Annotated in this window: 12 protein-coding genes and 1 pseudogene; 6 read left to right on the top strand and 7 right to left on the bottom strand. The window is 47.0% G+C overall.

What is annotated here, in order from left to right; all coding sequences use genetic code 11:
* Nucleotides 1-29: 29 nt before the first annotated feature.
* Nucleotides 30-1,028, bottom strand: a complete 999-nt coding sequence (trhO, locus tag AC2T0J_RS18110) for an oxygen-dependent tRNA uridine(34) hydroxylase TrhO (protein ID WP_489807158.1) — start codon at nucleotides 1,026-1,028, stop codon at nucleotides 30-32.
* A gap of 106 nt (nucleotides 1,029-1,134) precedes the next feature.
* Complete coding sequence (locus AC2T0J_RS18105; protein WP_489807157.1) at nucleotides 1,135-1,629, bottom strand: VC2046/SO_2500 family protein; 495 nt, start codon at nucleotides 1,627-1,629, stop codon at nucleotides 1,135-1,137.
* A 105-nt stretch (nucleotides 1,630-1,734) separates the two neighbouring features.
* Here AC2T0J_RS18105 and AC2T0J_RS18100 point away from each other — a divergent pair, with 105 nt between their 5' ends.
* Together AC2T0J_RS18100 and AC2T0J_RS18095 are read left to right on the top strand one after the other, a co-directional pair.
* A complete protein-coding gene (locus AC2T0J_RS18100) occupies nucleotides 1,735-3,381 on the top strand; it encodes a response regulator (protein WP_489810365.1) in 1,647 nt (548 codons plus the stop codon).
* 38 nt (nucleotides 3,382-3,419) lie between these two features.
* Nucleotides 3,420-3,725 carry a hypothetical protein gene (locus AC2T0J_RS18095; RefSeq protein ID WP_489807156.1) on the top strand — a complete coding sequence of 102 codons (306 nt, stop codon included), beginning with the start codon at nucleotides 3,420-3,422 and terminating at the stop codon, nucleotides 3,723-3,725.
* Here AC2T0J_RS18095 and AC2T0J_RS18090 read toward each other — a convergent pair.
* Together AC2T0J_RS18090 and AC2T0J_RS18085 are read right to left on the bottom strand one after the other, a co-directional pair.
* Nucleotides 3,722-4,639, bottom strand: coding sequence for a DMT family transporter (locus AC2T0J_RS18090; RefSeq protein ID WP_489807155.1), 918 nt, complete (start codon nucleotides 4,637-4,639; stop codon nucleotides 3,722-3,724). The two genes, AC2T0J_RS18095 and AC2T0J_RS18090, sit on opposite strands and share 4 nt — an antisense overlap.
* The gene (locus AC2T0J_RS18085; protein ID WP_489807154.1) at nucleotides 4,640-5,488 is read right to left on the bottom strand and encodes a DUF6279 family lipoprotein; all 849 of its coding nucleotides are present in this window, start codon (nucleotides 5,486-5,488) and stop codon (nucleotides 4,640-4,642) included.
* Nucleotides 5,489-5,720: 232 nt separating this feature from the next.
* Here AC2T0J_RS18085 and AC2T0J_RS18080 point away from each other — a divergent pair, with 232 nt between their 5' ends.
* Nucleotides 5,721-6,737 carry an ATP-dependent 6-phosphofructokinase gene (locus tag AC2T0J_RS18080; protein ID WP_489807153.1) on the top strand — a complete coding sequence of 339 codons (1,017 nt, stop codon included), beginning with the start codon at nucleotides 5,721-5,723 and terminating at the stop codon, nucleotides 6,735-6,737.
* Nucleotides 6,738-7,333: 596 nt separating this feature from the next.
* Here the strand turns inward: AC2T0J_RS18080 and AC2T0J_RS18075 are convergent.
* Entirely contained in the window at nucleotides 7,334-7,630 is a 297-nt protein-coding gene (locus AC2T0J_RS18075; protein ID WP_489807152.1) for a hypothetical protein, read from the bottom strand.
* 123 nt (nucleotides 7,631-7,753) lie between these two features.
* Here AC2T0J_RS18075 and AC2T0J_RS18070 point away from each other — a divergent pair, with 123 nt between their 5' ends.
* The gene (locus tag AC2T0J_RS18070) at nucleotides 7,754-8,908 is read left to right on the top strand and encodes an IS110 family RNA-guided transposase (protein WP_489807151.1); all 1,155 of its coding nucleotides are present in this window, start codon (nucleotides 7,754-7,756) and stop codon (nucleotides 8,906-8,908) included.
* Between the two features lie 435 nt (nucleotides 8,909-9,343).
* Here AC2T0J_RS18070 and AC2T0J_RS18065 read toward each other — a convergent pair whose 3' ends face one another.
* Entirely contained in the window at nucleotides 9,344-9,763 is a 420-nt protein-coding gene (locus AC2T0J_RS18065) for a hypothetical protein (protein ID WP_489807150.1), read from the bottom strand.
* Nucleotides 9,764-9,967: 204 nt separating this feature from the next.
* Here AC2T0J_RS18065 and AC2T0J_RS18060 point away from each other — a divergent pair.
* Nucleotides 9,968-11,016, top strand: a pseudogene (locus tag AC2T0J_RS18060) (IS110 family RNA-guided transposase).
* Nucleotides 11,017-11,438: 422 nt separating this feature from the next.
* Here AC2T0J_RS18060 and AC2T0J_RS18055 read toward each other — a convergent pair.
* Nucleotides 11,439-12,116, bottom strand: a complete 678-nt coding sequence (locus AC2T0J_RS18055) for a CPBP family intramembrane glutamic endopeptidase (protein WP_489807149.1) — start codon at nucleotides 12,114-12,116, stop codon at nucleotides 11,439-11,441.
* Between the two features lie 504 nt (nucleotides 12,117-12,620).
* On the opposite strand from AC2T0J_RS18055, the gene ltrA reads away from it, so the two are divergent.
* Nucleotides 12,621-13,955, top strand: coding sequence for a group II intron reverse transcriptase/maturase (gene ltrA / locus AC2T0J_RS18050; protein WP_489807148.1), 1,335 nt, complete (start codon nucleotides 12,621-12,623; stop codon nucleotides 13,953-13,955).
* Nucleotides 13,956-14,036: the final 81 nt, after the last annotated feature.

The following is a 14,036-nucleotide window of genomic DNA, read 5'->3' as shown; positions in this document are numbered from 1 at the left end:
CGGAGTGTAACCTCAGGCCCACCTAATGTCTATGACTTAACTTGTTTTTGCGCCTGCAAAGCACGTAACCGTTGCTCTTCTGCCTTAGCCTTACGGCGGGCTTCCATGGCGTCACGGGCTTCAGTGCCAACGTGCTCTTCGTTACGCTCACGAGCCAAATTGATTTGCTTTTCCCGTTCACGAAAACGTTCAATCTGCTCGTCGCTGTGAGTACCAAAACAATGTGGGCAGCTTACGCCACTTTCATATTTATCGCTCAGCTTATCGGCTTCGGTGATAGGTAAACGACAAGCGTAACACTGGTCGTAAGCACTCTTTTCCAGATCGTGATTAACTGCTACGCGATTATCAAACACAAAACAGTCGCCTTCCCACATGGTCTCTTCTTTCGGTACATCTTCAAGATACTGCAGGATACCGCCTTCAAGGTGGTACACTTCCTCAAACCCCTGCTCTTTAAGATAAGCGGTGGATTTTTCACAGCGGATCCCACCGGTACAGAACATGGCGACCTTTTTATTTTTCGTTGGATCCAGATTTTCCTTCACGTAATCAGGAAATTCCCGAAAAGTTTTGGTATTGGGATTAACCGCATTTTTAAAGGTACCGATTTCTATTTCATAATCGTTACGGGTATCAATTAATACCACGTCAGGGTCGCTGATAAGGGCGTTCCACTCAGCAGGTTTTACATAGGTCCCAACGGTACGACGTGGATCAATGCCTTCCACACCCATGGTAACGATTTCTTTTTTCAGTTTTACTTTAGTGCGGTAAAACGGCTGGGTCTCGTGAAATGAAATTTTGTAAGAAATCGGGTTAAAGCGTTCATCGCTGTTTAACCAGGCCAGCAGGTTATCGATGCCTTGCTGCGTACCGGAGACGGTGCCGTTAATACCCTCTGCCGCCAATAACAGAGTGCCTTTAATTTGATTCGCTTCCATCATATCGGTAAGCGGCTGGCGAATAGCTTTATAATCTTCAAGCGCGACGAATTTGTATAGCGCGCATACAACATACTGACTCATATTTTTTAACCTTTGCGAGTTGGAACGTAAAACCAGAGCAAAAATGCGCGCGGAATATAGCAAAAAAATCGGCAGGCGAAAACCCGGCCAGGTGATCTAGCCAGGATTAAACGACAATAGCCTGGGAGGCAGGAATGGTATCAGCCAATAAGGTAGCGTCAGGCTCTCTGATTTGCGACGTTTTTTCACTCACCCAGTCGAGTTGAGTACGATACGGGCAATTTTGTTTTACTTCGGGTTCCAGCCGCTTACTATTGTTATGAAAACTTAACGGATCCGGGCTGATAGCCTGCCACAGGCGAATGTGCTCATTACTGAATGCCTGGCTAAGACCCGCCTGCCACTGCAAATAGCTATTTACGTGTTCAGATGTCGATGCCAGAGGGCTGCGGCGGTAATGATTTAATCTGGCCGGAAAATCCGGGTCTTCAACCTGGTCAGGTTGTGAGGACCACCTGACCGGCTCATCTCCCCGGGCCTCACTGATAGCCAGATATAGCGAAAACAACGCAGCACTGCCACCTACCGCTTTGTTGAGCGGCAGCGTCGAAGTGGCATTCTGAACATCAATAGATGCCTGGTTAATGTTATCTGGTTGCAAAATCATTCATAGGTATTAACGACTTACTAGCTTAATCGGCACATACCCATTATCCTTTAGTATATTATCGAACAGTTTCGCGTTTAATGGGAGCGGCCTTTGGGAGTGCCCTATCAGGACGTTAATATTCTGATTGTAGAAGATCAGCGTCCCTTCCTTATTCTGTTAAAAGGATTATTAACCAACCTCGGTGCCAAGGATGTCATGACGGCAACCAGCGCCGACCAGGCGATCCGCTTTTGCCGCAATCATAGAGTCGATATTATTGTGTGTGACCTGCATCTGGGCACCAATAAGAAAAACGGCTTTGAGCTTTATCAGGAGCTGCAATATCGCAAATTGGTATCCGCTGGCGCAGTATTTTTGCTGATCAGCGCCGATGCCGCACGCCCTATCGTGTTGGGTTCGCTGGAACATAAACCCGATGATTATCTGCTCAAACCGTTTTCCCAGGCGCAGCTCAAGAGCCGGCTAAATAAATCCTGGCAACGTAAACAGTATTTTTTAAAGGTACTGCAGGCAATGAGCAAACAGGAGTACGCGGCGGCGATTGAGGCGCTCGATAAACTAAAGGATATGCCAGCTCCCTATCAGCGTATGGCCTTGGAAATCCGCCTGGAAATCCTGTGGCATGAAACGCAATACGAGAAAGCGCTGTCGCTGTTAAACAGTCACTCCGACCAGTTACCTACGCAATGGGCGCAACTGGCCCTGGGTAAAACCTACCTGGCCATGCGCAAATTGAATGATGCCATTCAGTGCGCCAACAAAGTACTGACGCTGAACCAGTTTGATCCAGAAGCATTGGATATTCTCGCTCAGGCAAAATCCGCATCCCAACTTCCCGAAGAAGCGCTGGAAGATATTCGCCGTGCTATTAAAAACTCACCGTATTCTCTGCAACGTCAAATCCTGGCCAGTCGCATCGCCAGGGAGAATAAGGACTATGAGTTACTTACCGAAGCCACTAAAGCAACCTGGCAGTTGTCAAAAAACACCATCTTTAAACAGGTTAATTACTGGTGTAATCATATTTCCAGTCTGCTTGATGCGGCGGAAGCTGCAGAAAGTAAAACCCAGCGCCACCGATTTCAACAAGAAGCGTTACTACAGTTACAGCGTGCCGGCCATGATGAAGCGCTGACCCGACTCGAAGAGCCTTTTAGTCTGGATATATTTGATCAGATCATGCATGCCCGGGTGGATGCTATAGACGGCAAACTCATTAACGCCAAGCGGTCGCTTATGGACAGCCAGATGGCCATTGAAAAACAGTTCGACTTATACCCGGCGTCGCTCGCGCCCTCAAGCATGCAGTTGATGGTCGACCTGGGCGAATTTGAAGAAGTAAACCAACTGCTACAAACCCTTGCCAGCCAAAACACCGAACTGGATGACAGCAGCCGCATGCTGGTGAGCTCCATGTCGAAACAGGTGAAGGAAAGCGAGCAACAATATACTCATATTAACCGCCGTGGTATCCAGCTGTACCAACAGGAAAAGTATGCCGAGGCAAAAGCAGCGTTTAACAGCGCGTTAGAACTTTCTCCGGTAAACGCTGGTATTGCGCTAAACTTATTGCAATGCCTGATTAAACTGATCGGTAGCGGCGGAAAAGATGACGGCGCCATGATCAGAGAGGCTCGTCAGGTGTATAAGATACTGAACCATGCGCCCATGCGGGAGCAACACCAGAGCAAGTTTGACGGTTTAAGGGATGAATTGCTGCGCTTAGGCATTACTACCCTGTAGCCACACTATTTACCGCTCCTCACAAAGGATAAGATGTTATGCAAAAACACTGTTTATTTATCACTGCAGTTCTATTCGGCTCAGGTTGGTTGACGGGTTGTGCGAGCCAGTCCAATCTGTGTGAGGATATCCTTGAAGTAAAAGCTCAGGCTCAGCAATGTGAAGTATTACAGAAAGCCATCAGAAACCCCAAAAACCCGCAGATGGCCCTCACCGCCCGGCAAAGATATGAAAATGAGTGCGTTAATTTTCGCTACTACCGGGATGATTACGACACCATTTGTAAAGGCGGCGAGCAACCCATTGGACAGCCAGCCCCGACACCGGTTAACAAGGATAACTAACGGGCACCGCGACCCAGAGCAGCCATCACTGAGCCGCCAATCACCATCACCGCGCCCAGCACAGCCAGCGCTCCTAATGGCGGCTGCTCAAAGCTGCTGGGATAAAAATACTCAGCCACTGCAACAGAAATAAAGGTAAACACTGGTGCTGTGGCAATTACTGCACTTACCCGCGAGGCATACCATACCCGCATGGCTTCGGTGAAAGCGCCATAAGCCACAAAGGTATTTAAACAACAAAACAACAGCGCCCAGCCTTGCACCGCGTTCATGTCGCTAATAGCCTGCAGATGCGTAAACGGCAGCAGCATCATGCTGCCGATGATATAAATGATCAGCGTGAGTTGCATGGCCGACATGGTCTTCATCAGAGACTTCTGACACAGCGCATAACCAGCCCAGGTAACAGCAGCGATTATAACAAACACAACGCCCAGCGTATCTTCGGTTTCAGAGGCGATGATCTGCGGCAATCGCTGATTGAAAAACAAACCAAGGCCGAGCAGCAAAGACGAGGCGCCCCAGAGTTGCAAGCGACTGAATTTTTCTTTATACAACACAATACCACCGACCATTAAGGCGAAGGGTGCGACCTGCATGAAAACCTGCACACTGCCCGGACTGAGGTATTTGAGTCCCATTACGTTAAACACATAATTAATCACCAGCATCAGCGTACAGCCAATGGCCAGAGTGATAACCGCTTTGGGATAACGAAAGAAATTAGGAATATGCCGACGATAGAAAAGCCAGCCACCTACCAGGACAGCGGCCGCGACAAACCGATAAATCGTAATGGTCTGACTGTCCATAACCTGCAGGCAAATCTTTAGAAATAAGGGTAATACTCCCCACAGCACTGCGGTAACCAAAGACAAACAAAAGCCATAGAGCGGCCGGTAATTGCTTTCCAACTAATCATTACTCATGAGGTATTCAAAGTCCTCAATCATATCCTCAATCTTACTGATTAGCTTTCTTTTTTGCTTTTTATCCAGGGTATAAAACAATTCTTCAGCCATTTTTGCATAGGTCCGGGTATTGTCATCTCGCAGTTTAATAAAGGCTTCACTCCGAAATTTATCCGGATGGGTCATCAGGGCGACGAAATCCTGTTTAAACGTTGGATTAACCGCCCGATTGTCGATCATTTGCCGTGCCGCCTGCTGGAAATCCTGACGATAAGTCAGCCACAATGCCCGGGTGCTGGTAAACTGTGACGCATAGCTTTTAACGATAGCTTTCTGGCTACTATTTAAGCGACCGATAAACTCGCTTACCCCCTCTTCAATATCGTCCAGTCGCTCTTCGGCCTGCTCTTCAGATGAAAGCGCTTTAAACTCCTCAAGGGATTCACGAATGTCGTCGTTTTCTTCACGCAATTCTTCAAACAGCGTACTAACCTGATTGTCAGTTAACTCGGCGGCCATGTCAGCCAGTTCCGGACTAACGCGATCGCGCAGTCGCTCCCAGTGCTGGCGACTGTCTAGCAGATGTAGCTCGATTTGTCCGGCGCTGAGCTCTTCGCTATCTAAATCTGCTTTCAGGGACTTAAGGTGCGCGATGTACTTACCCAGTTCTTCACTACGATGCCAGCTCTGCCAGTCGGCAAAATATTCATCGAATAGTGCTTCCTGATTATCCGACAACGATACGTAATCATCGATATACCAATGAATTAACCAATCAAGATTATTATAGGTAAACTTTGTCGAGCAGCCGCTCAAAAAAATGATGATCGCAATCAACAAACCTTTTTTCATTGTCACTTCCTGTCAATTTACACTTGGCACGCGTAGCTATACCTGACAATCTATCATTACGTGCTGGTAGCTGTTCCCGATCGTTGGGCTTTATATTTCAGCTCTGTGCCACCAAACTAACTGTGATTTTGCACGGTATAACAGCATAATACTCAAACTTCGACTGCATAGGCGATGACAAATTCACACGGCGTTACCCGTGTATTTGTATCAAATTGTAAAGGAACGCTTTATGACCAATAAACGAATTGCGGTACTAACATCCGGCGGCGATGCACCGGGGATGAACGCCTGTATCAGGGCGGTTGTGGTGGCTAGCGAAGGTGCAGGACATACTGTTATTGGCTTTGAACATGGCTTTAATGGCCTGCTGGCCGCCAACTGGCGTAAGCTGGACAGTAAGAAAGTACATAATATTATTCAGCGCGGCGGCACTATTTTGCGCAGTGCCCGGTGCAAGGAATTCAAACAGGACGTGTCAGCCAGACTGGCCGCCAAGCATCTGGATGAGCTTGCCATTGATGCATTGCTGGTGATTGGTGGTGATGGCTCTTTTCATGGCGCTAAGCACCTGAGTAACTTCTGGTCCGGACAGGTCATTGGCCTGCCTGGCACCATCGACAATGATATTTACGGTACCGATGCAACCATTGGTTACTACACGGCCATCGAAACGGCCATGGACTCGATTGATAAGGTCAGGGATACCGCCGATGCCTTTGAGCGCATTTTTCTGGTTGAGGTAATGGGCCGCCATGCCGGATTTCTCGGAGCCAGTGCCGCGCTATCGGGGGCAGCAAACTATGTCATTTTACCCGAGTTATTTACCGACACAGACACTACGCTCAAGGATATTCATCAACAACTCTCCATCCACCGTCAGCGTTATGGGCACGAGAGCTTTATTATCGTGTTGACTGAAAACCTATGGCCTGATGGCATAGTGGATTTAGGCATACAACTGGAAGAGCTGACCGGCGGTGAAGTGCGACCGGTAACACTTGGCCATATTCAACGCGGTGGCTCACCGGTAAGTCAGGATCGCATGCTGGCAACGCTGTTGGGGGTTAACGCGGTACGCTGTGTGGAACAGAATAAAACCGGGATTATGGTTGGCTTGCAAAACAACAATCCGGTAGAAGTCGAACTGACACAAACCTGGGAAAATCGCAAGGAGCTGGGCGACACGCTGACCCATACCATGATAACCATGCTCAATGAGCGCCATCACTGGGGTATGGCAACCTGAGTAAGACGCCTATATTCTAAAAAAAGTGGCTTTGCGTTCCTCCATAAAAGAGAGCCCTATTGCAGTCGATGAAAGAACAAGTTTTGTGCCCTTCTTCATGTTGTCATCGTCACTGGCATTTCGCGGTATGAGGAACGACACGCCATGAATGGCGTGGCTGGGATGAATCACAGGGACGTTTGTTGCGATGGGCACTATTATGCTGCCGGCGACTCCGGCAACAATCTTTAAACACCTTTCTTTGCTGGCTTAATCCTCTACTGCGGGAAAGTAATAAAGTCACATACCAGACTAGAAAATAAACCACGATGATCCGTTGTCAGCTGGGCATCCAAAGAATTAAAGTAACATACTCGAATGCCAACTATTGCAAAAACCGCACTTAGTTCGAGTATTATAGTTGCATACTGAAAACGTCTCTTCTTGGTCAGGAGCGGTCATTCCGAAAAGACCACCTAGCCCACTCTAGAACTAATAATTTTGCTAAAGCGGACATCAACGCCCCAAGCAGGGGCAAGTACATGCAGGCTAAAATACGGAACGAAGTGACGGGAGCCTGCATGTAATTGTCCCGCTGACTTGGTTTGTATGCGTTACTACTGAGGCCACTTAAGGCCAAAGTTGCTAAAGTCTGAATCCGATTCCTCGCAACTACCAACTGATAAAGAAAGTGTGAACTCTGCTTCCCCTAACACCTCAGCCAACTCCGGACTTGCGGGTTGAATTCGATGTAGCCAGTTATCTTGAATTGTCGGATGCGGAGGCTCGCTTCTTTTGAAAATATATTTCTCATTTTCAAAGACTAGAGTGCCGTGAAATAAGGCAACATCGTCCTCACCTTGCTCAGTTTGCGCCCACAATAGTAAAGCCAACTTTTTGTTTAGAGCTTCCATGTTTCTCCGACGCATAGACACAATGACTCCCGGTGAAAGTGCTAGCCTCCGCATTTTCGTGGGTTAGCTGAAAGCCATTGCCATAATTAGTTTGTTCAATACTAAATCAATTTGGAGGCTAGCATGAATAAACATAGCATGATTTTTATCGGATTGGATACGCACAAAGAATTTCATGAAGTAGCTTATTGTGAGGAACAGCGTGGGGCGAGTCCGGTTCATTATGACCGTACCCCCTCTTCCAAGGTCAGTGTTAAAAAGCTGCTCCGTCAGTTCGAGTCGAAATACCCTGGCGCGACTCTGCACGTGGTCTATGAAGCCGGGCCTTGCGGCTATTGGATTTATCGACTGATAACAAGTTTGGGTCATTGCTGTTATGTGGTCGCCCCTTCTCTTATTCCTAAAAAGCCTGGTGAACGAATTAAAACCGACCGCCGGGATGCGCTTAAACTCGTTAGGTCATTGAAGTCAGAAGACCTCACGCCCATCTATGTCCCGGAGCCGGAAGATGAAGCGGTTCGCGATTTATCCCGTACTCGCGAAGCGGCAATGAAGGATTTAAAAGAAGCGAAGTATCAGCTTAAGGCCTTACTGCTGCGCAACAATATTTGTTATGAAGGCACGGCCAACTGGTCGAAGAAACACCTGCGGTGGCTCACCGAACTCATATTACCGCATCCAGCGCAGCAAATTGTTTTGCAGGAACAATTGCAAACCATTGAAGAACGCATTCGTCGGTTAGAAAGGCTGGATAATGAATTAACTCATCATGTTCACCAGTGGCGTTATTATCCGGTAGTGAAGGCTATTCAGGCTATGCGGGGTGTCAGATTGTTGGTGGCTGTTGGGGTCATTGCTGAATTGGGCGATTTACATCGCTTCGACCATCCCAGAAAACTCATGGCCTATTTAGGTCTGGTTCCCAGCGAACAATCATCAGGTGGAAAGCGGCACTTAGGAACCATTACTAAAGCCGGAAACGGCAGAGCCAGGCGTTTACTGATTGAAGGTGCGCACAGTTATCGCTATCCGGCAAATGTCTCTACCGAATTACAGTTAAGGCAAGAAGGCTTACCCAAAGACATCGTCGATATTGCCTGGAAAGCGCAACTTCGTTTGTGTAAACGCTACCAGCGTATGAGCAAGAAAGGGAAACACTACAATCTCATTATTACGGCAATCGCCAGAGAAATGGCAGCCTACATCTGGGCAATCGCAAAAGAAGTGGTACTCACTCCGGTTAATCCCAAATTAAGACTGAGCCGGGTACCTGCATGATAAACGAGTTTGAGCTAACGCATTCGGATCAGGCCGCGGAAGGTGGCACAACCTACGAGGGCGTTATGATGGCAATCACTTAACCGTGATTGACCCACGAGCATAGACTGATGAGAATGGCTGAGCGGTCACCGGGCCACGGCGGATTGAGTAAGGTCAGCTCTGCTTATTCATCGAATAAGTAACCTACGAGTACCACTGGGGCGACACTCGCCATAACAACCGACGACATTACTGCCTCATCCGGTGCGTTAGCTCATTTATTTGAGTGAAAAAGATAACTAATTATGGACTGAAAGAGTGTCAGGGAAGCACTCGTTCAGGGTTGACAAAGGGAGTCATACCAACGCCCCAAGCAGGGGCAAGTACATGCAGGCTAAAATACGGAACGAAGTGACGGGAGCCTGCATGTAATTGTCCCGCTGCCTTGGCTTGTTAGCTGACTACCCAATTAATCAAGCAAACGCATAAGCCGATAATGCAACCGATGAAGGTAGCTTTGACGCTGCCTAAAAATAAAATAAGGCCACTATATCCTTGTTCTGGCCCAATGGTTCGCTTATGCAGTACGTCAATAAGCATAAAACCATTCCACACAATATACAGTAAGGCAATTGCCGAAAAAGAAAACAGTACCACTGTGCTCAGGACAGATTGACTTAATTCAAAGTCATTTCGGCAAAAAAGGACGACTCCCAAAAAGCTAATCAAAAGTGGTATTGATAAATAAAACGTGACTTCAACGCTATCCTTTATATTTCGGGTGATTTTTCCATCTTCAAATAAATAAGTAACGAATATAAAAATCATCGAAGTAAGTGTACAGATTGCTGCCGCTAATATTACATCGTTCATTCAATCTTCCGTGAGTCAGCTAACATCCCACTAAGGGGCGATAACACATGGGCTAAAATTAGGAACGAAGTGACGCAGCCCATGTGTTAGCGCCCCAGCGAGCACCGCGAGTGCCTTTAGTGTTTTGATACTCATTGAGCCTCCTCCCTATCAGCATAAACAGAGTTTACCCTAATAGGCGACCAAACCGAGGGAGAAAACTCAATGAACTTTTATACTAATACACATCCTTACTATTGTGGAATCGATCTTCATACACGATTACTGTATGTCTGTATCATCGATAATGAAAACAATATCCTAGTCCACGAAAAAATCGACGATTCACCAGAGAAGTTACTCGCACTGCTAACCCCCTATTTGGGCAATATCGTGGTAGGAGTGGAATGTATGCACTGCTGGTATTGGGTCTCCGACTTCTGTGAAGAGTACAATATTGATTTTATTCTCGGCCACGCTCTTTACATGAAGGCTATTCATGCAGGTAAAACCAAGAATGATAAAATTGATGCACTGAAGATTGCTAAGCTTATCCGCGGTGGCAACTTTCCGTTAGCTCACGCCTATTCAAAAGAGCACCGCTCTATCCGTGATGCGTTGCGCCGTCGAACGCATATTATGAGAATGAGTGCACAACTGAAAGCTCATGTAGCCAGTACGATTAGCCAATATAACCTACCCGCTCTCGAAGCCCGGTTAAACCTGCAAAACTCACCCGACCGCCAGAAAATGCATCACTTTTTCCCTGACGAAGCTGTGCAGAAAAGTATGGATTTAAATCTCAATATCATTAGCACCATGGTGCATGAGCTGTATAAAATGAACATTATGTAAAAATTCAGGCGCAAACGCATAACGCTCGTGACCTGCATATTCTTAAGTCGTTTCCAGGCATTGGTAAAATCCTTGCTCTGACTATTTTATATGAGGTCGGCAATATTCAACGCTTCCCTTCTGTTCAGAAATTCGCATCCTATTCGCGGTTAGTAAAATGCAAAGCAGAGTCCGCAGGAAAATCATACGGTACCCAGGGAAATAAAATCGGCAATGCACATTTGAAATGGGCCTTCAGTGAAGCGGCTGTGTTGTACCTGAAAGGCAATGACAACGCCAAGCGCTACCTGGCTAATCTGCAAAAGCGCATGAGCAAAGCTAAAGCCTTATCGGCTTTAGCTCATAAAATCGGGCGATGTATATACTTTATGCTGAAAAACCAACAGGTGTTTGATGAAGAACGTTTTTTAAACGGGTAAGTCGCACAGTGGCATGAGCTTTAGCGTATAACTGGTTAAACGACGAGTATCGTCTTATCGCACAATACTCTGCACTCAGCAGCTTCGATAAGTATACCAACAGCTCATAACCCGTTGCGTTTGATTAGACATGCCACTGTTGCGCATTATTACCTTTTTCAGAATTTGCTTACACCTTCACTGAGCCCGCTACTAACTGGCGTAAAGCAGCCACTTAGCTTTGAATAGGACAGAGGAAGGTTAACCGATGAATGTCTAGTGCCGTTGCCAGTCAGATGGAATTGATAAGTGCAACTTTAAGAGCCTCTATATGTGTTTGACGTAGGCAATACGCCTAACATCGACCATGACAGACGAAGTAAACGGATTCTATCAGGGGCTATGTATTGATCTTGAAATAGTGGTCAAGGGGCTATCTTTTTTCATTGACAGCCCGGAGGCTCATATGTGTTATATGCCAGGCTTAAACAAAACACGGTCCAGTTACTGACTAAATGCGCAATTATTGGCATAAAGATACCTTGGTATTTAACCCTTAGGTACACAAAGATAATGCCTGATACGCAATTAAACGCTAACGCTATCATCGAGTTACTCATATGCATTAATGTAAAAAGCAATACCGATGCAATTATTGCGATATTTTGATTGTATTTAGCGAGTACAGTATCAAATAGAAACCCTCTGAAAAACAACTCTTCAGATATAGAGACCAAACTGACAGCAAAAAATAAATAAATCGATGCAAGAATAGTTCGTTCGGGAGGATTGAAATCTAAAACAGCCAAAATAACTAGCGATTTATAAACGACCATACTGACTATAACTATTAATGTCGTCTTTGCCACCCTATCCCCAAGTTGGATTTTACGCTTCTGAAGCAAGCAGCCGATTACAACCGAAACAGCCAAACTTACGCCATGCAAGAACATAGAAGAAAGTTCGCTAGAAATAAAACTCTCTAACGAAATCATTAAAAAGCAATAAACAATGATACTTAATAAAAGATAAAGCACCTGAGCCACTCCTTTGGCATAACGCCAGCCATTAGCCGCGCGAGGTACGAGCGTCGGCTGGATGGCCTTGTGTACGCCCAGCATGGGCATGTACTAATGAGGTGAAAGTCCTCTGTAGGAAGATCACCGTTGTTTAACACGTTGTTATTCAACGCTAACTACTAGCGAATGGCAAGGGCTAAATCGTGAGAGATAGTCTGGAGGAAGCCGCTAGCAAATCTGCGAGCTGATGAACAAGAACATCATATGAGGCGTAGGCTGAAGGTGAGTTGGCACAAGACGACGAAACCATGTGATCTAACGGCCACCGTAAATGATGCAGCAGTGCAGAGACAGTGCATGCTCTTATCTGGGGAGATCTGCTATATGAGCGATCGGTAATTACCAGTGAGGCTCTGGTTTACAAGTGCCTTGGCGCAGAGGAAAGGCATCATCCACTGCGAGCGAATTTGATGCAAACCGATAGCGTCGTCACAGGCAACTATGGCGATGATAAAGCAGAAGTCAGCAGACGGCATAGTAGCCAAATGCCCAGCGTAATGGTTGGGACACGGTGAAGGCCCGAACATTTAGAACAAAGGAGGAGCCTTGTCAGACTTGAACACACGAATGCCGTCCGGTAATGACGTGACTCAGCGTACCGACGAGCAGCCAGCCTTTAGTGCAGATCTACTCGAACTTATTCTTCAGCCTTCCAATGCTGTGGCGGCGTGGAAACAGGTACGAGCCAATAAAGGGGCTGCTGGCATTGATGGCATGACCATTTATGACTTCCCCGCTTGGGCAAACGCCGGAAACTGGAAACGTATTATGATTGAGCTTCGCTCAGGCCAATACCAACCTTCACCGGTGAAACGCGTTGAGATTGACAAACCTGATGGCGGAAAACGTCAATTAGGGATCCCAACAATCGTTGATCGTGTGATCCAGCAGGCGATTGCTCAAGTCCTTACGCCTATTTTCGACCCAACCTTCTCAGACAATAGCTTTGGGTTCAGGCCACATCGAAATGGGCAACAAGCAGTGAAGCAGGTAAACAGCATCATCAAAACGGGACGCCGTTTTGCCGTTGATGTTGATCTGTCTAAGTTCTTTGACCGCGTTAATCACGATTTACTCATGACCTACCTTGGCTACAAAGTGAAGGACAAGCGATTGCTTAAATTGATTAAACGCTACTTACGAGCTGGGGTTATCGATAACCAGTTCTACAGTGATAGTCGAGAAGGTGTCCCTCAGGGCGGGCCATTATCGCCTCTACTGGCGAACATCATGCTCGATCCGTTGGACAAAGAGCTAGAGAAACGGGGTCACCAATTTGCCCGATACGCAGACGACTTTACCATACTGGTAAAGACGCTCCGCTCGGGTGAACGCGTGCTCAACAGTATCAGCAGATTCCTGAGTAGCCGTTTGAAATTGGTTGTTAACACAATCAAAAGCCACGTTGTTAAGACCAGTGAAAGCAAATTCCTTGGATTCACCTTCAAGGCAGGCCGCATCCAATGGCACCCGAAGACCCTGATGAAGTTTAAACAACAGGTTCGACGGTTAACAAACCGCAACTGGGGCGTGTCGATGCATTACCAACTCTTTAAGCTCAGCCAATATTTACGAGGTTGGATAAATTACTTTGGTATCGCCAGTGGATATCAGCGATGCGTTGAACTGGATCATTGGATCCGGCGCAGAGTGAGAATGGCCTACTGGCGTCAGTGGCGAAAGCCGCGCACCAAGGTCCGAAACTTAATGAGGTTAGGGGTGCATGTTCAAGCGGCAGTTGCATGTGGTATCACCAGCAAAGGGCCATGGCGTAGCGCAAAATCTCCGGGGATCAATCAGGCGCTATCACTTGATTACTTAAAATCCGAAGGGCTTTATTCACTACGTGATGGTTGGATCGCGCTTCACTATCCTAAATGAAACGCCCTGTGCGGACCCGCATGCAGGGTGTTGTGGGGGCTGGAGGCTAGATACCTCCGGCTACCCGATTGGGCAGCACTC

It is taken from the genome of Alteromonas sp. ISO5, assembly GCF_058105165.1.
This window is presented reverse-complemented; position numbering and strand designations above follow the sequence as displayed.